Origin of the sequence: Mesorhizobium sp. M2D.F.Ca.ET.226.01.1.1 (genome assembly GCF_004022705.2) — a bacterium.
In the GTDB taxonomy this organism is placed as follows: Bacteria; Pseudomonadota; Alphaproteobacteria; order Rhizobiales; family Rhizobiaceae; genus Mesorhizobium.
Genome location: NZ_RZOY02000006.1, coordinates 113,277 through 134,501 on the forward strand (window position 1 = coordinate 113,277; position 21,225 = coordinate 134,501).

Here is a 21,225-nt window from a genome sequence, read left to right on the forward strand (position 1 = left end):
GCGGGTCTTGCGTTCAAGCCCTGAGCATCACGCCTCTCGCCTTGGCCCAGCGCTCGACAATCTTGCGCTCTTCCGGCAAGGCCAGACGGTTGCCGAAACCGCGCACCTGGATCGCGCGGTTTTGCGGATCGAGCTCGATCGTCAGCAGCCGCTCGATCTTGCCCAGCGCCGTGCGTCGCAGCACCCAGATCGAGGCGTTGCCGGCGATGCATTTTGCCGCGTACATCGAAACGCAGTGATGCATCGCGCGGCTCTCGGCGACCAGATCCTCGGCCGTCTTCAACTGCCGAACGAAGAAACGCTCGCCGCGCACCTTCGCGTCCTTGGCCGGTGGTTGCCATTCCCAGTCCTCGAGACGCGAGCCGTCCCAGGCACGCCCCTCGCCCTGCGTTCCGACGGCATTGCGAGTACGTCCGGCCGCGCGGCGGCGCATAGCCTCGATGCGTTCGATCGCGGCGATGTCGCGATGCCAGTCCAACATCTGCCGGCGCAGCGAGAGAAGCGTGCGCCCCTTCAGGCTGTAGGCCGCATCTCGCTGATGCATGGCGCCGATGTAATCGCACAGATCGTCGATCTCCTCCTTCGAAGCGGGATGTCCGCAGAAGAAGCGCACCACCTCGCGCCAGAAGGCCAGTTCGCGGCGCGGCGTGCGCGCGATCTTGGTGCGCGCAAGGCGGGCCGCCAAGCCCTGGTCATCCGTGTACGACCGGGCGATCGCCAGCCAGAACGCCTCGGCGAAACCAAAATCGCCGGACACGTTGAGGAAGCAATGCACCTCCCTGCGCGACAGCCATGCGTTGGCGCCCTCCTTGTAGAGCGAGTCGCCACGCGCCACGGTCACATACCAGACCTTGCGCAGAGCAATCTCGTTGGCGTCCAGTCCCGTGCTGTCCAACCAGATGCTTTCGAGCGCGGCCGAAACCGGATAACGCGCATAGAGATAGCGCGCCGCGGCCAGCCGCAGGCGCGCGCGGTCGCGCGTCTTCAGCTTCGGACGCCACAGCGCGCCGTCTCGGATCGCCATGCCGGCAAAGCCCGAGCGCGCGTCGTCCAGCGCTCGCTCGAAATCCGGAACGGGGCGCGTGGCGGCGAAAACCTGCCGCAACCTTGCATCATATGCTTCAATACGTTGGCGCTCGGCGTCCTGCCTGCGCTGGATCATGGACCTGGCCATGGCCGTTCTTCCCAGCTGGAACCCTGTCAGCCGCACGCATTTCCAGCGTCGGCACGGATCGTGGCGAACTGGATTGCGGGATCATTGACAGGTCTCCTTTCGGGATGACGGGTTGCGGATGGCGGGCTCTCTAGACGAGCGGCCGATTTGCCTCAAGCGATATCTTTCAATGTTTACAATAGCCTGCCGGAGTGTTGCAAAGCCGCATCTAAGGCCTTCGGGCAGCCACCATCGTTCGCGGAAAGCGCTCGGCTCACCGTCGTTTGGTCCCGCACGGTCAACCGCGCGGAAAAGATAACTGCCCTCCGCAGATTTGCGGTCGGCGCTCGCATCGTCAGGAAGTTTGAAATCCGCGGTAGCGGGTCAACTGGTCCGTCCGCCGCGAAGGCGCGAAATGCGTGAACAGGATCTCATCGTCGCCTCCATCAAAAGCGTAGTTGGGACGGCCGTTGAAACCAACTGGCCGCATGTCGGGCGCGGCTAATACATCCGTTCGAGCGCGTCAGCAAGGCGCCGGCTATGCTCGGCATAGCTGGGTTCGAGCGAGGTCTCGACATTCCGCCCATTGGGACTGGACGCAATTGGACCCGGCGCGCGAACACTTGCGACCTGGAGGCGGTCGCGGCAGCCGTCCGGCCGGAATCAGGGTGTTTTCGCCGTCGAAGCAAAAGCACATGGCCGTCCCCTCCCCGATCGTACCTAGCTAAGCCGCCCTTTCCGCCGCGAATTTTCTCACGACGCGCTCCAGCATGGGCACATAGTCGCGAAAGGTGCGCGTCTTCATGTCGGCGACCTTGCCGCACTCGTCCCAGATGCGCACCCGCACCGCTTCCTCGTGGAACGGGTTCTTGCGGAACTCAGCCACTTCCTCGGCATTCATCGGTCCCCCTTGAAGCGACAGCGTGTGCACCGAGGCCGGCGACAGCTTGCTGAAATAGGTCGGATCGGTGGCGCACAGATAGCGCTTGGCCGAGACATGCAGCCGGACGCACTCGACGATGACCGGCGGAAAGAACGGCGCAAGCACCTCGCCGCCCGCCTCGTCATGGTGCTTATCCTCGACGTCGTCGGGTGAATAGGTGCCGAACTCGCTGGTGTAGTGGCCGATGTCGTGCAGCAGCGCCGCCGCAACCAACTCCTCCGGCGCGCCGTCCTGCTCGGCAAGCCATGCGCCCTGCAGCATATGCTGCGACATGGTGACCGGCTCGCCGAGATAGGACTCGGCGCCGCGGCGCTCGAAGATATCGGCGATGAACTCGACGATGTTGCCGGCGTTCAATTCGTTCGGGCTCATTCGGCGGCTTCCTTGAAATCGTGCTCGATCGCGGCCAGCGTCGACAGCAGGCCATCCTTGTCGGCGTAGCAGCCCTGCAGCCAGCGCTTGCCGCTGCCCGAAAACGCCTTGCGCGCATGCATGACGCGCGTGTTGTCGACGATGAAGGATTGTCCCGCCTCGAGCTTGAAGGTCACCTCGAAGGCCGGATCCTCGATCAACTCGGCGAACCGCCGATAGGCCGCGTAGTATTTCTCCATCTCGGCGAACGGCACGTCGATGACCGGCGCCAGCGAGCGGTTGTTGAAGCGGATGCAGATCAGCTCGCCATCGGGTCCGAGCTCGATCATCGGCCGCTTGGACTGCAGCCGCACGCCTGACGAGCCGGCATATTCGAAGCGCGCCGGATAGGAACAGAGCAGCCGGAAGCCGTCCGGATTTTCCGCCTCAACTGCGGCCGCCACCGCGAACCCGTCGACGACGCTGGATTCGCCGCCCTCGACCGTATTCTCGATGCAGGCAAGGATCTGCAGCGTCGGCACCGGATCGCGGTAAGGATTGTCGGTATGCGCCTGCAGGCCGAGATTGGTGTAGGCGAGATTGTTCGGATTGATTTCGGCCCGCACCTCGAACCAGCGCCCGTAATTGGTCTCCCTGATATAGCCGAAGAGGTCGGCCACTTTGCACAGCGCGCCGGATTCGGCAGGCAGGCCGTCCATGACGGCAAAGCCGTAGCTGCGCACCGCGGCCAGCCATTGCCGCAGCACATTGCTGTGGCGGCTGGCATCGATGTAGGCGGCGCGCGGCACGGAATTCTGCATGGTGGCTTTCGTCCAGCGCTGTATGTCGCCTGCCGTCCAGCCGGGCTGGTGAGCCCTCTGGCGATCGTAGACATGGCCGCGAAGCCAGCCTGCGGGAAAGCCGACGGTCTTGCCTTCCGGAATGAAGGTGACTTCGAGCACCTCGCCCTTGATCGAGGCCGCGCCGATACGCGTTTCGGCCGGAATGTCGAGGATGGTGATCAGCCGCTGGCCGTTGCCGGCGCTGCGAGTCTTATCGTCCAGCGCGTTGTCGCGCAGCCACATGGCATGGAAGCGGCTCACCGCGCCATCCTGCCAGCCAAGCTCGATCGTTCGCCCGTCGTCGCCCAGCGTTGCCTTCATCAGCATATCCCGGAAGCTCCTATCTTCTACCCGCCATTGCGGGCACGGATTGCATGCTGGCTTCACCCTAGGCATAATTCAAATTATCTTTTTTCGAGTAATGGCGTTGAATTTCTAATGACTGGAAAAGCATTCGACCCGATGCCGCCTCTCGATTGGCTGCGCACTTTCGAGGCAGCCGCTCGCCTGTCGAACTTCACCGCCGCGGCCGCCGAGCTCGGGCTCACCCAGGCCGCCGTCAGCCAGCACATCCGCTTCCTGGAGGAGCGGCTCAAAAGCCGACTGTTCGCGCGGCTGGCGCGCGGGGTGGCGCTGTCGCCGGAGGGCGCGGCCTATCTCCCCCACATCCAGGCGGCTTTCGCGACCATCGGCAACAGCACCAACGAGCTGTTCGAGCCGCGCGCCGTGCAGACCGTGTCGATCCGCGTTCCGATCTCTTTTGCGCTTCTGGTGCTAGTCCCGGCCCTGCCGGACCTGGCAAACGCGCTGCCACAGATCCGGCTCGACCTGGTGACCATCCATCGGCCGACCGATTACGACCAGCCGGGATCGGCGCTCGACATACGCTTCGGCAACGGATCGTTTCCCGGACGCGAGGCCGACCGCCTGACCATCGAGGGGCTTGTTCCGGTCGCATCGCCCACGCTCGCCCCTGATGGTGACTGGACATCGTTGCCGCTGCTTCTTGTGGCCGGCGCACGCGAAATGTGGGCGGAATGGTTTGCCGCTGCCGGGCTTGACGGCCACTCCCGCCGTTCGCATCGCTTCGACAGTTTCGTCGCCGCCATGGAAGCGGCGAAGGCCGGCGCCGGAGCGCTGCTTGGCTCTCGGCCGCTGATCGACGCCGCGCTCGAAGACAAAGCTCTCGTCAAGCTTTCGGATTTCGTGCTGTCGAGCCCATCGGGCCATTTCCTGACAAGGCCGTCATCATCGCGGCTGTCCGGCGCCGAGCAGGATTTTCGCCGCTGGCTCCTGTCGCGAATTGCCGAAACTTCAAGATAGCGCGCGGGCCGCTCTCCCTATCCGCTTCCAGTAGATGAGCGTGCCGGTCAGCCCGCCATGCGGTTTCAGCGCGAAGTCCGGGATCTCGCCGGTCAGCGTGAAACCAAGTTTCTCGTAAAGGCCGGACGCCCCCTCCTCGCTCGCGGTGTCCAGCACCAGCAGCGTGCGGCCCTTCTCAACGGCGAGTTTCTCGGCTTCCCGCATCAGGCGGGTCGCGACGCCCTTGCCGCGATGGTCGCGGCCGGTCATCAGCTTGGCTATCTCGGCGCGGTGCGGCTGATTAGGCGGCAGGTCGAGCAGCAGCGTGACGGTGCCGGCAAGCGCCCCATCCTGCCATGCGCCCAGCACCGCCCTTTCGCCGCGCGCGGCCGCGGCAAGCGACTTGCGCCAGAAGTCCAGCGCCGCGTCCGGCGACAAGGGATGCATGAAGCTCACCGAGCCGCCGGCCGCGACCGTTTCAACCAACAGATCAGCGAGCATCGCGGTGGTTGCCGCATTGTCGGCCAATGGCCGGATTTCAAAGGAATTCATGTTTGGTGCTTTCCAAGGGAATAAGGCTCGGGAACAAGGTCATTCGAAATGGCTGATCCGCCTTCGCCGTCGCGCCCGCCGGATTTCGGCGATGCGCTCGGCATCGTCCTCGCTGAGCTGGCGGCCGCGCTCCAGGATCTCGAGCGTATATTCCTCATAGGTCAGTCCGAGCTGCTCTGCCCTTTCCAGCCGCATCAGCATGACGGCATGGCTTGGCGCCTTCCAGGCCTTGTCGTGGGCGGCCCGCCAGGCGAGGAAAATATAGGCGTCGCCCTTGCCCCAGGGCGGGCCGTCATAGTCGTCGAGCGGCGGCCCGCCATTGTGCGAGCGTTTCGGCCGGCGACGCATCGGGCTCAGTCCCTGACCAGCGCCACGAGATACTCCGCCGCGTCCGGGCCGAGAGCGTGGAAGACGCAATCCGAAGGAGCGCCCAGCGCCAGGCAGTCGCCGGGCTCGAGCCTGTGCACCACATCGCCCTCGGTGAAATCGAGCCTTCCCTCGATCAGCCAGATCTGCTGCTTGATGAAGGCGTAGGATGCGGCTGGAAGGCTTACCCTGGCGCCCGCCGGCAGGCTGACCCTGATCAGTTCCAGCGGCATTTGCGATGCAGGCGACAGATGCCGTCGGATGTAGCCCGTTGCCGGATCCCGCCAGACCGGCTGCTCGTCCTTGCGCGAAACGCCACCGCCTTGCATCTCGGCCCGAGCGATCAGCGTCGACAACGTCATGCCGAAGGCGGCTGCGATGCGCACCAGAAGCGCCGCGGTCGGACTGGTCGTGCCGCGTTCGATAGCGCTCAGCATCGCCTTCGACACGTCCGAGCGCTCGGCAAGCTCGGCCAGCGACCAGCCCCTCACCGTCCTTTCGGAGCGGACCCGTCTGCCAATCGTGGCGCTAATGTCATTCGATATACCATCCATTCGTCCAATATATCGGAATTACGCAACCTGAGAAGAGGTTATTCGATCGAATTGTCGTGAGCGACTTAACGGCGCCTACACCATTCGACATCACCTGACTTTAACCCCGATTGGATAGGGTTCCCGGTGCAGGGGAATGGGACCAGGGCATTATGTTTGTTGAACGCGAAGCCTCCGTGGGAGAACCGACCTCGCAGGAACGCCGCGACATCCAACAGAACGACAAGCGCATTCTGGGCAATGTCGTGCAATGCGACGGCGCGCGCGCCACCATCAGCGCCCATGCCGAGGACACCGAAGGCGCGGTCACCGGCCTCTGGACAGTCGGCAAGATGATCTCCATCAATCTCGGTTCGACCCGAACGGTCGGCCTCGTCTACGCCATCGGCAAGTCGGATCGCGCCTGGAACCACGAAGGGCAGAATCCGATCGAGGTCAGCGTCGAGCTGGTCGGCGAAGTACGCGACGGCGCCGAACCCGGCTCCAAGCCGGTCTTCGACCGCGGCATCACCACCTATCCGCATATCGGCGCCGTTGCCCACCGCATCCGCAGCCGCGACCTGCAAGCGGTCTACGATCTGGCCGGGCGCCATTCGGTGACCATCGGCACGCTGTCGCAGGATGAGTCGATCGACGCCAACATCGCCATCGACGACACGCTGGCGCGCCATTTCGCCATTGTCGGCACCACCGGCGTCGGCAAATCGACGGCGGTCTCGCTGCTGTTGCGCAAGACGATCGAGGCGCGTTCTGACCTGCGCGTGCTCATCCTCGACCCGCACAACGAGTTTGCCGCCTCGCTTCCGGAATATTGCGTCAAGGTCGATTCCAAGACGCTCGACCTGCCGTTTTGGATGTTCAGGCTGGAAGAATTCGCCGAGGTGCTGTTTCGCGGGCGCGAGACGGTGCCGGAAGAGGTCGACGCCCTGCGCGACCTGATCCCGGCCGCCAAGAACCTTTACCGCAACCCGAATTCCGGGACCTACATCAGGCGCGGCAGCGATGCGCTGACCGCCGACACGCCGGTGCCCTACCGCGTCGCCGATCTCATCAAGCAGATCGACGAGCGCATGGGTATGCTCGAGAGCAAGAACGACCGCCCGATCCTGAAGTCGCTGAAGACGCGCATCGAATCGGCGGCGGCCGACCCGCGCTACCGCTTCATGTTCAATTCGCGGCTGATCGAGGACACGATCCACGAAACAATCGGCAATATTTTCCGCGTCCCCAGCCATGGCCGACCGGTGACCTGCTTCGAGATGGCGGGCATGCCGTCGGAAGTCGTCAACTCGGTCTGCTCGGTACTGGCGCGCCTGGCCTTCGACCTGGCGCTGTGGAGCGAAGGCCGGCTGAAGCTGCTGTTGCTTTGCGAGGAAGCGCATCGCTACATGCCGGCCGATCCGCGCCTCGGCTTCGCGCCGACAAGACACGCGCTGTCGCGCATCGCCAAGGAAGGCCGCAAATATGGCTGCTACCTCGGCGTCGTCACGCAGCGGCCGGGCGAGCTCGACCCGACCATCCTGTCGCAGTGCTCGACCTTCTTCGCCATGCGCCTCGCCAACGAGCAGGACCAGGCGATCATCCGCTCGGCGATCGCCGACTCCTCGGCCTCGACGCTGGCGTTCCTGTCTTCGATGGGCCAGCGCGAAGCCATCGCCTTCGGCGAAGGCGTAGCCACGACCATGCGGCTGAAGTTCGAAAAGCTGGCGCAGCAATTCATCCCCGGCACAGCAAAGGGCGACCAGGCCGAACAGGCGGAGCTGGGCAACGATGTCGACCTCGCCATGGTCGTCGAACGGCTGCGCAACGTTCCGAAGCCGACGCAGTCCATGGCCTTCGCCGAGGCGGTGGATTCTACGCGTCAGGCAGGCGACCCCGACTACAAGAAGCCAGCCGCCGCTACGCGCGCGCAGCCCGACGACGACTTCGACACGCGCTACGGTCTGAAGCCCTCAACCTTCGGCATGCGCCAGCTCAACGATTGATCGACCGACCTCGCAAGCACTGCCAAATTCCGAACAGGAATTCATCAGGCCGGATCGAATGACGTGGCTTTCGAGAAGCCGGAGCGGAGCGGACATTCAGTCCGTGAGCACCGGAAGTCGAGAAGGGCGCGTCAGTCGACCGGCCTCATGAATTCATGTTGGAATTTTAGGCGCAGACGCGGTTGCGGCCTTGCTTCTTCGCCTCGTAGAGCTGGCGATCGGCGCGGCGGTAGAAATCCTCCGCGCTCTCCTTGTGGTCCCAGACGGCAAGTCCGACGCTGGTGGTGACCTTGAGCCGCACATTGCCCGACAGGATCGACATGCTGGCGATCGCTTTGCGGATGCGTTCGGCGAATCTGGCGAGCAGCTCGACATCCATGTTGGGGGTGACCACGGCAAACTCCTCGCCGCCCAGCCGCGCCACCACATCGTGATAGCGCGTCATGCCCCTCAGGCAGGTGGCGACGGCCCTCAGGACCTCGTCGCCGACATCATGACCGTGCGTATCGTTGACCTGCTTGAAATGATCGAGATCGAGGATCATCAGCCCGACCGGCCTGTCGATGCGGCGGAATTCGTGCAGATATTCACGCAGCGCGTCGTCGAAATAGCGGCGGTTCTGCATGCCGGTCAGACCATCGGTGAGCGCGGCCTGCTCGAGCGTTTGCGAGCGGGCGCTGAGCGAAACCGTCATGGCCCTGAGCTTGCCCTCTTCCCGCACCTGGCCGCGGATCAGCGGGTAGATGAAGAAGATGCCGAAGGACAGCGAGGTGGCAAGCAGCGCTCCGGTCACGAACAATAATTTGTTGAGATAGATGATCCTTGCGAGGCGCGACGCGGGATCGAGATCGGTCGCGATGTCCTGCAATTGGCCATAGGCATGGAAGGTCACCAAGCCGGCGGCGAGGATCACGAAAATAAACACGAAAAATGCGGATTCCGCCTTATGGAAACGCATCTACTCCCCGCGGCACTGTAACCCCTGAGGTTATGGCATGGCCGACCTTACGGAGGGTTAATCCAAACAACCCTGGCGAGAATTAGAACCGGGGATTTTAAGGCCTTGATTGAAAATGGTATTAGTCAGTCGTGGACTGCCAGCTCGTCGCCCGGCCGCAGCCTGCGCCACTCCGCGCCCAGCTGGTGCCGGAACCAGGTCGACTGACGCTTGGCATACTGCCGGGTCGCGATCTTGGCCCGTTCGATCGCTTCGGGAAAATCGCACTGTCCCGCCATCGCCGCCTGCAGCTCGCGCACGCCGATCGCTTTCATCGCCGGCAGGTCCGGATCGAGGCCGAGCGCTGTAAGCTGCCGCACTTCGTCGAGCGCGCCCTTGTCGAGCATCTGGTCGAACCGCGCCTCTATGCGCTGGACCAATTCCGTCCGCTCCGGCTCGATGACCAGGAAGCGCGCGCTGTCGCGATCGATCAGCGGGCGGCCGCGCGCCGCCTGCCATTCCAGGATCGAGCGCCCCGAAGCGTCGAGCACTTCGAGTGCCCGCACGATACGCTGACTGTCGGTCGGCCTGAGTTGCATGGCGACAGCCGAATCCTCATGCATCAGCAGTCGATGCAGCCTTTCGGCCCCTTGCTCCTTGAGCTCGTGGCGCCAGCGCTCGCGGACAGCCGCCGGAATGTGCGGCATATCCGAGATGCCTTCGGCAAGCGCCCGGAAGTAGAGCCCGGTGCCGCCGACGAAAACGACGTGGCGGCCGGACAGGACGCCGTCTTCGACCAGCTTCGTGACATCGCGCAGCCAGGCACCGGTGGAATAGGCTGTCGAGGGATGCACATGGCCGTAGAGGAAGTGCGGCGCGCGTGTCATGTCGGCGGCGCTTGGCCGCGCCGTCAAAACATCGAGCACCGAATAGCCCTGCATGGAATCGGTGTTGACGATGACCGCGCCTTTGCGTTCAGCGAGATCGAGTGCCAGCGCCGACTTGCCGCTGGCGGTCGGCCCGGCTATCAGGATCGCGTTCTTGACGCGGCCTTCGCCCGCATGCCTGCCGGAAGTCTCGATGTCGCTGATCGCCACGCTAGTGTCCCGTCCAGAAGCCCGCGCCGTGCCGGCCTCGCTTGCGAATATGGCCTTGCGGGCCGCCGGCGCAAGCGCCGTTCAATGGCTCGCTGAAGACGTCGCCTGCGATCTCGTATTGCCGCAGACGCCGGATGTCGGCGAAATGACCGCCAATCTGCGCGCGGCATTGGCTTCGGAGCCGATCGACATCATCGTCCAGCCTGCTGAAGGCAGACGCAAGAAGATCCTGCTCGCCGACATGGATTCGACGATGATCGACCAGGAGTGCATCGACGAGCTTGCCGACGAAATCGGCGTCAAGGACCATGTGGCGGCGATCACCGCGCGCTCGATGAATGGCGAGATCGCCTTCGAGCCCGCCTTGCGCGAGCGCGTCGCCTTGCTGAAAGGTCTGGATACCGCCGTGGTCGATCGCGTCATCGCCAACCGGCTGACGCTCGCCGCCGGCGGGCGCGCTTTGGTACGGACGATGCGCGCCCATGGCGCCTGGACGGCGCTGGTCTCGGGCGGCTTCGACGTTTTCACCGGCCGCATCGCCGCCATGCTGGGTTTCCAGGAAAATCGGGCCAACCGCCTGATCGAGAAAGACGGCGAATTCACCGGCATCGTGGCCGAACCCATCCTCGGCCGCGCCGCCAAGGCCGAAGCGCTGCTCGACATCGCGGCGCGGCTCGGGCTGACGACAGAGGAGGCCATCGCGGTCGGCGACGGCGCCAACGATCTCGACATGATCCGCCTTGCCGGCACCGGGATCGCGCTCCACGCCAAGCCGGCGGTGGCCGAGCAGGCCCGTATCCGCATCGATCATGGCGACCTGACCGCGCTGCTCTACCTCCAGGGCTATCGCCGGGAGGAGTTCATTGAATGAGGCCGATCCGCACCGAGCGCTTGATCCTTCGCAACTGGGAAGAACGTGATCGCGCACTCTTCCACCGCATCAACTCCGACGAGCGCGTCATGGAATTCTTTCCGTTCCGCCGCGACCGCGCGGCCGCCGACGCCAAGATGGACGAGGTACGCGGCTGGATCGACGAGGATGGCATTGGTTTCGCCGCCGCCGAGATCGCTGCCACCGGCGAATGCATCGGCTTTGTCGGATTGTCGGGAACGGAAGACATCGACGTGCTGGCGCCGGGCACGATCGAGATCGGCTGGCGGCTGGCACCGGAATTCTGGGGTAAAGGCTATGTCACCGAGGCGGCCGAAGCCTGGCTCGCCTTCGGCTTCGAAACACTTGGACTGGACGAAATCGTCTCCTTCGCGGTCGAGGAGAACCATCGTTCCACCGCCGTCATGAAGCGGCTCGGCATGCGCGCCGATCCCGCTGCCGATTTCGACCATCCCGCCGTTCCCGACAGCCACCCGCATCTCAAGCGGCATGTCATGTACCGGCTGTGGCGCGAAGACTGGCAGGCGCGAAAAAGGGCGACCCGCTAGCCGCCCTTTTCATTGAAACTCAGCCGGTTGCGCTGCTCTCCGGACTCAATCCATCCGGATCGTCACGAAGCGCAGTTCGCCGGTCTTCGAGGCCAGCATCAGGAGCGCGTTCTTGCGGCCCTGCTCCTTCAGCGCGCCGATCCGGTCCATCACGTCCTTCGGCGTGCCGACCGATTCCTGCGCGATCTCGGTGATCACTTCGCCCGGCTGGATGCCGCGCTCGGCCGCCGCAGAATTCTTGGCGACGTCGGTGATGACCACGCCCGACACGTCGGCGGCAATGCCGAACTTCTGCCGTGTCTGGTCATTGAGCTCGCCGACCGTCATGCCGAGCACCGAAGCCGTCGACACCGGAGGCGTCGCCTTATCGCCCTTGTCCTGGTCGGTGTTGCCGTTCTCGCCGCTGGCCAGCTTCTCGCCATCCTCGAGGCGGCCGAGCGTCACCTTGACGGTCTGCTCGACGCCCTTGCGCACGATGACGACATCGACCGCCTTGCCGACCGGGCTTTCCGCGACGACGCGAGGCAGGTCGCGCATCTCATGGATGTCCTTGCCGTCGAACTTGACGATGACGTCGCCGGCCTGCACCGAACCGTTGTCGACCGGGCCGCCCTTGATGACGCCGGCCACCAGCGCGCCCTTGGCGGTTGCCATGCCGAGGCTTTCGGCGATGTCGTCCGTCACCGGCTGGATACGCACGCCAAGCCAGCCGCGCCGCGTCTCGCCATACTGGCGAAGCTGGTCGACGACGCCCGCGGCAAGCTGCGAGGGGATGGAGAAACCGATACCGATCGAGCCGCCCGACGGCGAGATGATCGCGGTGTTGATGCCGATGACCTCGCCTTGGGCGTTGAACAGCGGGCCGCCGGAATTGCCGCGATTGATCGCGGCGTCGGTCTGGATGAAGTCGTCATACGGGCCGGAATTGATGTCGCGGTTGCGTGCCGACACGATGCCGACCGTCACCGTGCCGCCGAGGCCGAACGGGTTGCCGATCGCCATCACCCAGTCGCCGACGCGCATCTTGGTGGAATCGCCGAACTTCACCGCCGTCAGCTTGTGACCTTTGGGCTCGACCTTCAGCACCGCGACATCGGTCTTGGTGTCGGTGCCGATCAGCTTCGCCTTCAGCGTGACGCCGTCGGAGAAATTCACCTCGATATCGTCGGCATCGGCAATGACGTGGTTGTTGGTCACCACGATCCCCTGCTCGGCGTCGATGACGAAGCCGGAGCCGAGCGACTGCACCTTCTGCGCCGCACCACCCTTGTCGCCGCCGCGGTTCTTGAAGAAATCGTCGAAAAAGTCCTGGAACGGCGAGCCCTCGGGCAATTGCGGCATCGGCACCGCACCCGGCCCTTCCGTGCCTTTCACCGTCTGCGAGGTCGAGATGTTGACCACCGCGCCGAGAAGGCGTTCGGCCAGATCGGCGACGGAGGGCGGACCATCGGAGGCGATCGTCGGCGTGACGAAGGACGGAACAGCAGCAATGCCGACCACGAAAGCGGTGGCGCCGGCGAATACCATGCGCCGCGCCGCGCGCAAAAAGATGTCGGATATCATCGTGGCCTCCGGTGTATCTGAAAAGGACAGGCGCTTTCGCAAAGACGCCCCGTCAAGCTCATGTTGGCAAGAAATAAGGCACGTTTGCGGCTATGGCCATCGTCTCAGGATAAATCGTCGGTCGTCGCGGCACCAATGAATTCGGTCAGCCGCGAACCAACCAGACAATGGCGACACCGACGGCGATCGCGACCAGCCCACCGATCCGCAGCGCATTCTCGGGCATCGACAGCACTTCCGTCGCCAGTTTCCGGGCCAGGCCCGGAAACCCGCCATAGACCAGGCCCTCTATCACCAGGACCAAGCCGATCGCCGCGACAAAATCCTGCACCGCCGCTACTGGGCGGTGCTGGGTTGCGCGGCCGGCGCCGCCGGAGCTACGGGTTGCCCGGGCTGAGGCTTGCTCTCCGGATCGCGGAAGTAGCGGAAGAACTCGGACTCCGGCGACAGCACCATCGTCGTTCCGCTGCTGTCCAGCGCCGTGCCATAGGCGTTCATCGAGCGGTAGAAATCGAAGAAGGCCGGATCGCGCTTATAGGCGTCCGCGAAGGTGGCGCTTCGCTGCGCCTCGCCCTCGCCGCGAAGGATTTCCGATTCCTTCTGCGCCTCGGCGACGATCTCGACGACCTCGCGGTCGGCGCGTGCCCTGATCCGCTGCGCCGCCTCGTTGCCGCGGGCTCTCAGCCGCTCGGCTTCGGCCAGGCGCTCGGCCTTCATGCGATCATAGGTCTGCTGCGAAACCTCCGCCGTCAGATCGGTTCGGCGGATACGCACATCCTCGATGTCGAGGCCAAGCGAGGTCGCATCGGGGCGAAGCTGATCGCGCACCTCGCGCATCATGACGCCGCGCTGTTCGGAGAGCGCGGCCTCGAAGTCGCGCAGGCCGTAGACACGGCGCAGCGCCGCGTCGAGACGTGTCCTCAGGCGGGCCTCGGCCAGTTCCACCTGACCGGACACAGCCGCGCGGAAGGTGCGCGGATCCGAGATGCGGTAGGCGATGAAGGCATCGACCTCGTAGAATTTGCCGCCCGAGACCTGGACGCGGATGTTGTCGAGGTCGAAGCGCATCACGCGTTTCTCGACCATTTGCACGCTGTCGGCGTCGAAGAAGGCGAACGGCGCCTTGAAGTAGACCCCAGGCTCGTTCTTGACGTCGATGATCTCGCCGAACCTGAGCACGATCGCCTGCTGGCCGGCATTGACCACGAAGATCGAGGAGTAGAGCAGGAACAACAGGACAGCCGCGATAACGGCGATGATGGGAAGACGGTTGGCCATCACTGGTTACCTCCCGTCACGCCCAGCGCCGGCGCCTGCGTTTTCGGCTGCAATGCCGGCAGCGGCAGGTAAGGCAGCACGCCCTGACCGTTGCCCGGCTCGACGACGACCTTGTTCGAGTCCTTCAGGATCTTCTCCATGGTTTCGAGATAAAGGCGCTTGCGCGTGACGTCGGGCGCCTTGGCATATTCGTTGTAGACGGAGATGAAACGCTGCGCCTCGCCTTCGGCCTCTTGCACGACGCGGTTCTTGTAGGCGGCCGCGTCCTCGCGGACCTGCGCGGCCTGGCCGCGCGCCTGGCCGAGTTTCTGGTTGGAGTATTGGTTGGCCTGCTCGACGAACTTGTCCTCGTCCTGCTCAGCGCGCTGCACCTCGTCGAACGCGTCGGCCACCTCACGCGGCGGCGCCGCGTCCTCGATCGAGACCGCGTTGACCTGGAGGCCGGTCTTGTAGCCGTCGAGCGTGCCCTGGATGATCTCGCGCACCGCGGTTGCGATGCCCTGGCGGTCGTCGCGGAAGATGTCCTGCGCCGGACGCCGGCCGACGACTTCGCGCATGGCGCTTTCGGCGACCTGGGTCAGCATGCCATCGGGATCGGAAACGTCGAACAGATAGGCCCTGGGATCGGCGACCTGGTAGGCGACCGAGAACTGCACGTTGACGATGTTCTGGTCACCGGAGAGCATCAGCCCGGAGCCGCTGGTCGCGCCGCCGCCGATGCTGACGAGCTGCTCGGAGATCTTGGCCGTTTCGACTGTTTCGATCGGCCACCAGTGGAAATGCAGGCCCGGCTGCGAAAGTTCGGTCTTCGGCTGGCCGAAGCGCAGCTCCACCGCAACCTCGTCGGGCTGCACGGTGTAGATGGCCTTGAAGGCCCACAGCACGATGAGCGCGAGCGCGATCAGGCCGAGCACGGCCGGACTGGCGCCGCCGCCGCCCGGAAGCGCGCGCCGCAGCCTGTCCTGGCCGCGACGGATGATGTCTTCAAGATCGGGAGGCGAGCCTTGCGGGCCGCTTGGCCCCTTCGGTCCCTGCCCCCATGGCCCCTGATTGCCGCCGCCGCCCCAAGGGCCGCCGCCACCGCTCTTGTCGTTCCAGGGCATGAATGTCCTTTCGCTTCGGTTCCCTCAGGCCTTACGGCGCAATTCTAGCGCATGACCACCAAAACCCATATCGGTTTTCGGAAAGGAAACATGCGCCAAAATCAAAGTTTTACAGCAGCCTCTTGCGCCTCAGGGTTGGACGCACGCAGCTGTAGCATCGTTCTTCTATAGGGACGCGCCGATCCGCTTTCAACGCGATGTGCCATCGCCACAACGCGATTTGGATCGGCAGCGACCCTTTGTCGTCGTCAATGAGTGTCACGGCGGCGTTCGTACACCGTATAGCGCGTTGCGTGGCTGTCCTTCTCGCCCTCGGGAAAATCCTCGGCGCGGACGACTTGCCAGACATCAGGATCGATCGGCGGGAAATGCGCGTCGCCATCGACGCTGGCCAGCACATGCGTGACATGCAGGCGGTCGGCGAGCGGCAGCGCCTGGGCATAGATCTCGCCGCCACCGACCACGCAAATCTCCTCGGCGCCCGCCATGCAGCGGCCGTGCACCTTGGCCAGCGCGATCGCGTCACCCAGCGAATTGGCCACCTCGACGCCTTCAGCGCGCCAGGCCTTGTCGCGGGTCACAACGATGTTGAGCCGGCCGGGCAGCGGCCGGCCGATGCCTTCATAGGTCTTGCGCCCCATGATGATCGGCTTGCCCATCGTGTCGGCCTTGAAGCGCTTGAGATCGGAGGAGAGCCGCCACGGCAGGCCGCCTTCGCGCCCGATCACGCCGTTTTCGGCAATGGCGACATAGATCGCGATGTCCATCAGCCGCCATTCCCGCCCTTGTCCGAGGGCACGAGCAACAGGATGTCGATGTCGTGCTCGGGGTAGAAATCCTTGGCCGTCGTCTCGAAGGTGGTCGGGCCGACCTTGCGGACATTGTCGCCACAGAACGACACCAGATTGTCGGCGCTGCCCTTGTCGATGGTCAGCTTGAAGTTGCCTATGGTCCCGGTCGCCCAGTTGCCGCCAGTGGTCAGGATATAGGCGATGCGGTTCTCGTAATATTTCGGATAGCCGTCCGGATTGGCCTTTGCCGCCTTGCGCACCGCGTTGTCGAATGTCTGATCCATGCAGTAGCGGGTCTTGTAGGTATCGTATTGCGGGCTCTGGAACTGACCTTCTGAGAAGAAGCTGACCGAGGAGGTGCCGCCGACGCTCGGCTTGTAACGATGCGAGACGTGGACGTCCTTGTTGGCCGGGAAGGTCGAGCGCCACCAATATGTCGAGCGCAATTGCCAGAACGGCGTGTAGGCGGTTTGCATGCCCGAACCGTCGTCGGCGGTATCCTCGATGATGATGCCGCGGTTTTCCCAATCCTCGGCGACATCTTTGGGCAGTTTCGCCAGCGCCGCCTTGGCGGCATCGCCGAACGGGTTGAACGGCACATCCTGCGCCTTCAGGTCGGCGCTGATGTCGATGCCGAGAGCAAAAACCTTCTGTTCGAGCTGTGGTTTGGCCGCGACGCCGTCGATGGTCACCTCGAAGCCGAGGAAATTGTCGCTCTGGTTCTCCGGGATCGCCGGCATTTCTTCGGGATCGCCCGAAATGTCGGGCATCGGGAAGGCAACGATGGCGTCGACATCCTTATCGGTGTTGTTGTGGAACACATAGTCGACGCTCACCTTCCCCGGCGAGATGAAAAGGTCCTCGCTTTGCATGGCGACGGCGTCGCTGCGCGAAAGGATAAGGCCGCCGGTGCCTAGCTCGGCGACGGAATCATTGGCGAAGGCCGGAGCGGCCATGACTGCCAGCGCTGCGGTCAATACGGTGCGTAACATGGACCCCTCCTCGACGGCAGTGCCGGGACCAGCCGGATGCATCCTTCCATCTACCCGTTTCAAGACGGTGTTTCAAAGCCCTTCCTCGCCGGTTGTCGGGACTTCTGGACACCGCGCCGCCGATCGGGCAAGGGGATCGCCATGCGCAAGCTTCTCGTCATCGGCATCGGCGCCGGCAATCCCGACCACATGACGGTCCAGGCCATCGACGGTCTGAACCGCGCCGACGTGCTGTTCATTCCCGACAAGGGGGCGAAGAAGAACGATCTCGCCGATTTGCGCCGGCAGATCTGCGACCGCTTCGTGACCAACCCGAAATCGCGTCGGGTCGAGTTCGATGTGCCGGTTCGGGCCGAGCCGACATCGTCCTACCGCGTGACCGTCGACGACTGGCACGAAGCGATCGCATCCATTTATGAAGCCTTGATCCGCGACGAGTTGGCCGAAGACTCCTGCGGCGCGTTCCTGATCTGGGGCGACCCGTCGCTCTATGACAGCGCGCTGCGGATCCTCGAACGCGTTCGCGTCAGAGCCAATGTCGGTTTCGAGCTCGAGGTCATTCCGGGCATCACGGCGATCCAGGCGCTCGCGGCGAGCCACGCGACCGCGCTCAACCGCATCGGCGATTCGATCCTGGTGACGACCGGCCGCCGGCTGACGGAGGAAGGCCTGCCCGCCAATGCCGGCTCGGCGGTGGTCATGCTCGACGGCAAATGCGCCTTCAACACGCTGGCCGACATGGATGTCTTCATCCACTGGGGCGCCTATCTGGGCACGCCGGACGAGATCACAATCTCCGGCCGGCTGGGCGATGTCGGCGCCGAAATCGAAAAGGTCCGAGAAGAAGCCCGGCGAAGGAAGGGCTGGATCATGGACACATATCTGCTGAGAAAACCCGGCGAGCCAGAAGAATAGGCGCCTTACCCGGCATCAATCTCCGCCTGCAGCGCCTGCATATGGACGGCGGCGGCCGATGAAGCGGCGCGCTCTATCGCCCGAAACCGGCTGACGACCGCCAAACCGACCGATGTCAGTTGCGCGCCGCCGCCCTTCTTGCCGCCGGTCTGCGCAGAGACCAGCGGCTTGCCGAACACACGGTTCATGTCCTCGACCAGATCCCAGGCATGCTTATAGGACATCTCCATGCCGCGCGCCGCTGCCGAGATCGAGCCGAAGGCGGCGATCTGCTCCAGAAGCTCGATCTTGCCCGGGCCGATCCGGCCGTCGGGGTCGAGGTTTATCCGTAAGCTCAGCGATGGCATGTCCTGTCCTCCGCGATCACGCCGAGATTATCCCTTCCCCGGCCAGATCGCTATTCCAAATCAACATAGCGACATCGCTCATTCGTCAGCCATCCGCCTCGACCGACAGCCCGGCCCCGGTCGTCGCGCTGTCGAAGCTCACCGTCTTGATCACCGCGAAAACCTGACGGCCGAGCGACAGGCGAAGGGTGCGCTTCGACTGCTCGGTTATGCGCGCCAGCACGATGGCGCCGTTACAGTCGATGGCGATTTCCACCGTCGGTTCTATGCCTGGCCTGACTGCGGCGATCGTTCCCGCCAATATGTTGAGCGCGCTGAGGCCGGTCGGCTGCTCGGTTGCGATCATGACGTCGCGGGCGCGGATGCGGAGCCGCACCGTGGCTCCGGCTGGCCGTGCCAGTCGCGGCACGCGTATCTCGCCGGCCTGAGAGCCGAGCACCGTCATGCCGAAAGCCTCGTCGTGATGCAGGACCTTAGTGTCGAGCACCGCCCCGCCTTCGCCGCGCTCTTCCGCCGGCAGCAAATCCAGCCGCTGCATGATCGCCTCGGTCGGACCCGAGGCCACGACCTTGCCTTGCGCAAGCACCACGACGTCGCTCGCCAGCCGCGCCACCTCGGCGACGGAATGGCTGACATAGACGATCGGGATCTTCGTCTCGTCGCGCAGCCGCTCGACATAAGGCAGAATCTCGGCCTTGCGCGCCTCGTCGAGCGAGGCGAGCGGCTCGTCCATCAGAAGCAGTTTTGGGCTGGCAAGCAGGGCGCGGCCGATGGCAACGCGCTGTTTCTCGCCGCCCGACAGTCTCGCCGGCCGCCGGTCGAGCAGGTGACCGATGCCGAGCAGCTCGACCACCGCATCGATCTTGGCATAGCGCTCGGTAGATGGCGTGAACCAGCGGCCGTAGCGCAGATTGGCGGCGACGCTCATATGCGGGAACAGCCGCGCGTCCTGGAACACCATGCCGATCCGCCGCTTGTGCATCGGCACGAATATGCGCGCATCGGTGTCGACCAGCACGCGCCCGTCGACCGCGATGCGGCCCTTGTCCGGCCGGATCAGCCCGGCGATCAGATTGATCACCGTCGACTTGCCTGAGCCAGATGGCCCGAACAGCGCCGTCAGCCGGCCGGCGCTGTCGAATTTGGCTTCAACGGCGAAGTCTCCGAGCCGATGGTTGATATCGACCGAGAGCGTCATTCGATATCCATCCTCTGGCCGACCCGGCGCGCCAGGACTTCCGAGGCCACCAGCGCAACCATCGAGATGCCGATCGAAATCAGTGTCAGCCGCAGCGCCCCGGCATCACCGCCCGGCACCTGCGTGAAGGTATAGATCGCCGAGGGCAGCGTCTGCGTTTCGTTGGGGATGTTGGAGACGAAGGTGATGGTGGCGCCGAACTCGCCCATCGCCTTGGCGAAGGAGAGGATCGCGCCGGCGATCAGGCCGGGCAGGATCAGCGGCAGCGTGATGGTGGCGAACACCCAGAGCGGATTGGCGCCAAGCGTGCCGGCCGCCGCCTCGATTCTGCGGTCGACCGCCTCGATCGACAGCCGGATGGCGCGCACCATCAGCGGAAAGCCCATCACGCCGCAGGCCAATGCCGCGCCCGTCCAGCGGAACGAAAAGACGATGCCGAAATGCTCGGCGAGGAAGACGCCGGCCGGCCCGCGCCGGCCGAAACTGAGCAAGAGCAGGTAGCCGGTCACCACCGGCGGCAGGATCAGCGGCAGATGCACCAGCCCATTGAGTAGGGTCTTGCCCCAAAAGCGCCCCCGCGCGAGCAGCAGCGCGATCAGGATGCCGGGCGGCAGGCTGGCGATCATTGCTACCGTCGCCACCTTGATCGACAGCCGCACCGCATTCCATTCGTCGGGAGTGAGGTCCAGCAGCCAGTTCATATGCGGTGTAAAGTCTTTCTCAGTTGCTCGGCGCGAGCACCGTAAAACCCTGTTCCTTGAAGAGTTCGGCGGCCTTGGCCGACTCGACGCACTTCAGGAAGGCAGCCGTATCCTTGTCTTTTGAATCCGCGGTCTGGGCAATCGGGTAGATGATCGGCGGATGCGAATCTTCCGGGAAGGTGCCGACGACCTTGACGCCCTTATCGGCATGCGCGTCGGTGGCATAGACAATGCCGAGCGGCGCCTCGCCGGTCGACACCAGCTTCAACGCCGCGCGCACATTCTCAGCCTGCGCGACCTTGCCCTCGACCGACGACCAGACGCCCAGCGATTCCAGCGCCGCCTTGCCGTATTTGCCGGCCGGCACGGCCTTGAAATCGCCCATGGCGAGCTTGCCGTCGCCGATGAGCTTGGCAAGATCAAAACCCTTCTCGACCTTGGTCTCGACCTTGGAGTCCTTCGGAGCCACCAGCACGATCCGGTTGCCGAGCAGCTTCACTTCGGTATCAGGCTTGGTCAGCTTCTTGTCGGAGAGATATTTCATCCAGTCGAGGTCGGCCGACACGAAAATGTCGGCCGGCGCGCCGCCTTCGATCTGCTTGGCCAGGGCGGAGCTCGCCGCATAGGAAATGGTGGCGGCCTCGCCGACTTCCGGCTCGCAGGCCTTGTTGACCGCGTCGAGCGCGTCCTTGAGGCTGGCTGCGGCAAACACGATCACCTTGTCGTCGGCATGGGCCGCCGGCACCGCGGCCATCAGCATCGCCGTCAGACCGCCGACGGCGATCGCCTTCAATCCAAAACCCTTGCCCGTCATC

23 protein-coding genes are annotated in these 21,225 nt (G+C 64.3%); 5 read left to right on the forward strand and 18 right to left on the reverse strand.

Annotation, left to right across the window (positions count from 1 at the left end):
* Window positions 1-13 precede the first annotated feature (13 nt).
* The 3 genes from EN869_RS15605 to EN869_RS15615 form a co-directional block, all read right to left on the reverse strand.
* Window positions 14-1,174 (reverse strand): PcfJ domain-containing protein, encoded by a 1,161-nt coding sequence (locus EN869_RS15605; RefSeq protein ID WP_127228853.1) that lies wholly within the window; start codon window positions 1,172-1,174, stop codon window positions 14-16.
* A gap of 703 nt (window positions 1,175-1,877) precedes the next feature.
* Complete coding sequence (locus EN869_RS15610) at window positions 1,878-2,468, reverse strand: HD domain-containing protein (protein ID WP_127228854.1); 591 nt, start codon at window positions 2,466-2,468, stop codon at window positions 1,878-1,880.
* Window positions 2,465-3,610 carry a gamma-butyrobetaine dioxygenase gene (locus EN869_RS15615; protein WP_245489315.1) on the reverse strand — a complete coding sequence of 382 codons (1,146 nt, stop codon included), beginning with the start codon at window positions 3,608-3,610 and terminating at the stop codon, window positions 2,465-2,467. The genes EN869_RS15610 and EN869_RS15615 overlap by 4 nt, the downstream gene beginning before the upstream one ends.
* A 117-nt stretch (window positions 3,611-3,727) precedes the next feature.
* Between EN869_RS15615 and EN869_RS15620 the strand changes: the two genes are divergently transcribed.
* Window positions 3,728-4,612, forward strand: a complete 885-nt coding sequence (locus EN869_RS15620) for a LysR family transcriptional regulator (RefSeq protein ID WP_127228856.1) — start codon at window positions 3,728-3,730, stop codon at window positions 4,610-4,612.
* Here the strand turns inward: EN869_RS15620 and EN869_RS15625 are convergent.
* From EN869_RS15625 to EN869_RS15635, 3 genes are read right to left on the reverse strand one after another with little or no spacing between them, the layout of a single operon-like run.
* Window positions 4,604-5,143 carry a GNAT family N-acetyltransferase gene (locus EN869_RS15625; protein ID WP_127228857.1) on the reverse strand — a complete coding sequence of 180 codons (540 nt, stop codon included), beginning with the start codon at window positions 5,141-5,143 and terminating at the stop codon, window positions 4,604-4,606. The genes EN869_RS15620 and EN869_RS15625 overlap by 9 nt on opposite strands.
* A gap of 39 nt (window positions 5,144-5,182) precedes the next feature.
* Window positions 5,183-5,491, reverse strand: coding sequence for a hypothetical protein (locus EN869_RS15630; protein ID WP_127228858.1), 309 nt, complete (start codon window positions 5,489-5,491; stop codon window positions 5,183-5,185).
* A gap of 5 nt (window positions 5,492-5,496) precedes the next feature.
* Window positions 5,497-6,063, reverse strand: a complete 567-nt coding sequence (locus EN869_RS15635) for an XRE family transcriptional regulator (RefSeq protein ID WP_127228859.1) — start codon at window positions 6,061-6,063, stop codon at window positions 5,497-5,499.
* A 152-nt stretch (window positions 6,064-6,215) separates the two neighbouring features.
* On the opposite strand from EN869_RS15635, the gene EN869_RS15640 reads away from it, so the two are divergent.
* Entirely contained in the window at window positions 6,216-8,048 is a 1,833-nt protein-coding gene (locus EN869_RS15640) for an ATP-binding protein (protein WP_127228860.1), read from the forward strand.
* A gap of 166 nt (window positions 8,049-8,214) precedes the next feature.
* On the opposite strand, the gene EN869_RS15645 is transcribed toward EN869_RS15640, so the two are convergent.
* Window positions 8,215-9,006 (reverse strand): GGDEF domain-containing protein, encoded by a 792-nt coding sequence (locus EN869_RS15645; protein ID WP_127228861.1) that lies wholly within the window; start codon window positions 9,004-9,006, stop codon window positions 8,215-8,217.
* 125 nt (window positions 9,007-9,131) lie between these two features.
* Entirely contained in the window at window positions 9,132-10,076 is a 945-nt protein-coding gene (miaA, locus tag EN869_RS15650; RefSeq protein WP_127228954.1) for a tRNA (adenosine(37)-N6)-dimethylallyltransferase MiaA, read from the reverse strand.
* Between miaA and serB the strand changes: the two genes are divergently transcribed.
* Both serB and EN869_RS15660 read left to right on the forward strand, forming a co-directional pair.
* A complete protein-coding gene (gene serB / locus EN869_RS15655; RefSeq protein WP_127228862.1) occupies window positions 10,066-10,953 on the forward strand; it encodes a phosphoserine phosphatase SerB in 888 nt (295 codons plus the stop codon). The genes miaA and serB overlap by 11 nt on opposite strands.
* Window positions 10,950-11,522 (forward strand): GNAT family N-acetyltransferase, encoded by a 573-nt coding sequence (locus EN869_RS15660; RefSeq protein ID WP_127228863.1) that lies wholly within the window; start codon window positions 10,950-10,952, stop codon window positions 11,520-11,522. The genes serB and EN869_RS15660 overlap by 4 nt, the downstream gene beginning before the upstream one ends.
* Before the next feature lie 45 nt (window positions 11,523-11,567).
* On the opposite strand, the gene EN869_RS15665 is transcribed toward EN869_RS15660, so the two are convergent.
* The 6 genes from EN869_RS15665 to EN869_RS15690 all read right to left on the reverse strand — a co-directional run bounded on the left by EN869_RS15665 (window position 11,568) and on the right by EN869_RS15690 (window position 17,249).
* Window positions 11,568-13,085, reverse strand: coding sequence for a DegQ family serine endoprotease (locus EN869_RS15665; RefSeq protein ID WP_127228864.1), 1,518 nt, complete (start codon window positions 13,083-13,085; stop codon window positions 11,568-11,570).
* Window positions 13,086-13,230: 145 nt separating this feature from the next.
* Window positions 13,231-13,416, reverse strand: coding sequence for a DUF2065 domain-containing protein (locus EN869_RS15670; protein ID WP_127228865.1), 186 nt, complete (start codon window positions 13,414-13,416; stop codon window positions 13,231-13,233).
* 5 nt (window positions 13,417-13,421) lie between these two features.
* Window positions 13,422-14,363, reverse strand: a complete 942-nt coding sequence (locus EN869_RS15675) for a protease modulator HflC (RefSeq protein ID WP_127228866.1) — start codon at window positions 14,361-14,363, stop codon at window positions 13,422-13,424.
* Window positions 14,363-15,466, reverse strand: a complete 1,104-nt coding sequence (hflK, locus tag EN869_RS15680; protein WP_127228867.1) for an FtsH protease activity modulator HflK — start codon at window positions 15,464-15,466, stop codon at window positions 14,363-14,365. Before hflK ends, EN869_RS15675 begins: the two co-directional genes overlap by 1 nt.
* Before the next feature lie 248 nt (window positions 15,467-15,714).
* Entirely contained in the window at window positions 15,715-16,233 is a 519-nt protein-coding gene (locus tag EN869_RS15685) for a dihydrofolate reductase (RefSeq protein WP_127228868.1), read from the reverse strand.
* On the reverse strand, window positions 16,233-17,249 hold the full coding sequence (locus EN869_RS15690) for a DUF4424 domain-containing protein (RefSeq protein WP_127228869.1): 1,017 nt from the start codon (window positions 17,247-17,249) through the stop codon (window positions 16,233-16,235). The genes EN869_RS15685 and EN869_RS15690 overlap by 1 nt, the downstream gene beginning before the upstream one ends.
* A gap of 141 nt (window positions 17,250-17,390) precedes the next feature.
* Between EN869_RS15690 and cobF the strand changes: the two genes are divergently transcribed.
* On the forward strand, window positions 17,391-18,164 hold the full coding sequence (gene cobF / locus EN869_RS15695; RefSeq protein WP_127228870.1) for a precorrin-6A synthase (deacetylating): 774 nt from the start codon (window positions 17,391-17,393) through the stop codon (window positions 18,162-18,164).
* A 5-nt stretch (window positions 18,165-18,169) separates the two neighbouring features.
* On the opposite strand, the gene EN869_RS15700 is transcribed toward cobF, so the two are convergent.
* The 4 genes from EN869_RS15700 to modA all read right to left on the reverse strand — a co-directional run bounded on the left by EN869_RS15700 (window position 18,170) and on the right by modA (window position 21,224).
* A complete protein-coding gene (locus EN869_RS15700; RefSeq protein ID WP_127228871.1) occupies window positions 18,170-18,511 on the reverse strand; it encodes a winged helix-turn-helix domain-containing protein in 342 nt (113 codons plus the stop codon).
* A gap of 85 nt (window positions 18,512-18,596) precedes the next feature.
* Window positions 18,597-19,709: a molybdenum ABC transporter ATP-binding protein gene (gene modC / locus EN869_RS15705; protein WP_127228872.1), complete on the reverse strand. Its 1,113-nt coding sequence runs from the start codon at window positions 19,707-19,709 to the stop codon at window positions 18,597-18,599.
* Window positions 19,706-20,410, reverse strand: a complete 705-nt coding sequence (modB, locus tag EN869_RS15710; RefSeq protein ID WP_127228873.1) for a molybdate ABC transporter permease subunit — start codon at window positions 20,408-20,410, stop codon at window positions 19,706-19,708. Before modB ends, modC begins: the two co-directional genes overlap by 4 nt.
* A 19-nt stretch (window positions 20,411-20,429) precedes the next feature.
* A complete protein-coding gene (gene modA / locus EN869_RS15715; protein ID WP_127228874.1) occupies window positions 20,430-21,224 on the reverse strand; it encodes a molybdate ABC transporter substrate-binding protein in 795 nt (264 codons plus the stop codon).
* Window position 21,225: the final 1 nt, after the last annotated feature.

Excerpts from the sequence above, each read along its gene's own strand:
- EN869_RS15620 (WP_127228856.1), top strand. The coding sequence starts at position 3,728 with ATGACTGGAAAAGCATTCGACCCGATGCCGCCTCTCGATTGGCTGCGC.
- hflK (WP_127228867.1), bottom strand. The coding sequence starts at position 15,466 with ATGCCCTGGAACGACAAGAGCGGTGGCGGCGGCCCTTGGGGCGGCGGC.
- EN869_RS15645 (WP_127228861.1), bottom strand. The coding sequence starts at position 9,006 with ATGCGTTTCCATAAGGCGGAATCCGCATTTTTCGTGTTTATTTTCGTG.
- serB (WP_127228862.1), top strand. The coding sequence starts at position 10,066 with ATGTCGCTGATCGCCACGCTAGTGTCCCGTCCAGAAGCCCGCGCCGTG.
- EN869_RS15675 (WP_127228866.1), bottom strand. The coding sequence starts at position 14,363 with ATGGCCAACCGTCTTCCCATCATCGCCGTTATCGCGGCTGTCCTGTTG.
- EN869_RS15700 (WP_127228871.1), bottom strand. The coding sequence starts at position 18,511 with ATGCCATCGCTGAGCTTACGGATAAACCTCGACCCCGACGGCCGGATC.
- EN869_RS15660 (WP_127228863.1), top strand. The coding sequence starts at position 10,950 with ATGAGGCCGATCCGCACCGAGCGCTTGATCCTTCGCAACTGGGAAGAA.
- modA (WP_127228874.1), bottom strand. The coding sequence starts at position 21,224 with ATGACGGGCAAGGGTTTTGGATTGAAGGCGATCGCCGTCGGCGGTCTG.
- EN869_RS15690 (WP_127228869.1), bottom strand. The coding sequence starts at position 17,249 with ATGTTACGCACCGTATTGACCGCAGCGCTGGCAGTCATGGCCGCTCCG.
- EN869_RS15630 (WP_127228858.1), bottom strand. The coding sequence starts at position 5,491 with ATGCGTCGCCGGCCGAAACGCTCGCACAATGGCGGGCCGCCGCTCGAC.
- EN869_RS15635 (WP_127228859.1), bottom strand. The coding sequence starts at position 6,063 with ATGGATGGTATATCGAATGACATTAGCGCCACGATTGGCAGACGGGTC.
- EN869_RS15625 (WP_127228857.1), bottom strand. The coding sequence starts at position 5,143 with ATGAATTCCTTTGAAATCCGGCCATTGGCCGACAATGCGGCAACCACC.
- EN869_RS15685 (WP_127228868.1), bottom strand. The coding sequence starts at position 16,233 with ATGGACATCGCGATCTATGTCGCCATTGCCGAAAACGGCGTGATCGGG.
- EN869_RS15640 (WP_127228860.1), top strand. The coding sequence starts at position 6,216 with ATGTTTGTTGAACGCGAAGCCTCCGTGGGAGAACCGACCTCGCAGGAA.
- EN869_RS15610 (WP_127228854.1), bottom strand. The coding sequence starts at position 2,468 with ATGAGCCCGAACGAATTGAACGCCGGCAACATCGTCGAGTTCATCGCC.
- EN869_RS15605 (WP_127228853.1), bottom strand. The coding sequence starts at position 1,174 with ATGGCCAGGTCCATGATCCAGCGCAGGCAGGACGCCGAGCGCCAACGT.
- modC (WP_127228872.1), bottom strand. The coding sequence starts at position 19,709 with ATGACGCTCTCGGTCGATATCAACCATCGGCTCGGAGACTTCGCCGTT.
- EN869_RS15615 (WP_245489315.1), bottom strand. The coding sequence starts at position 3,610 with ATGAAGGCAACGCTGGGCGACGACGGGCGAACGATCGAGCTTGGCTGG.
- EN869_RS15665 (WP_127228864.1), bottom strand. The coding sequence starts at position 13,085 with ATGATATCCGACATCTTTTTGCGCGCGGCGCGGCGCATGGTATTCGCC.
- cobF (WP_127228870.1), top strand. The coding sequence starts at position 17,391 with ATGCGCAAGCTTCTCGTCATCGGCATCGGCGCCGGCAATCCCGACCAC.
- modB (WP_127228873.1), bottom strand. The coding sequence starts at position 20,410 with ATGAACTGGCTGCTGGACCTCACTCCCGACGAATGGAATGCGGTGCGG.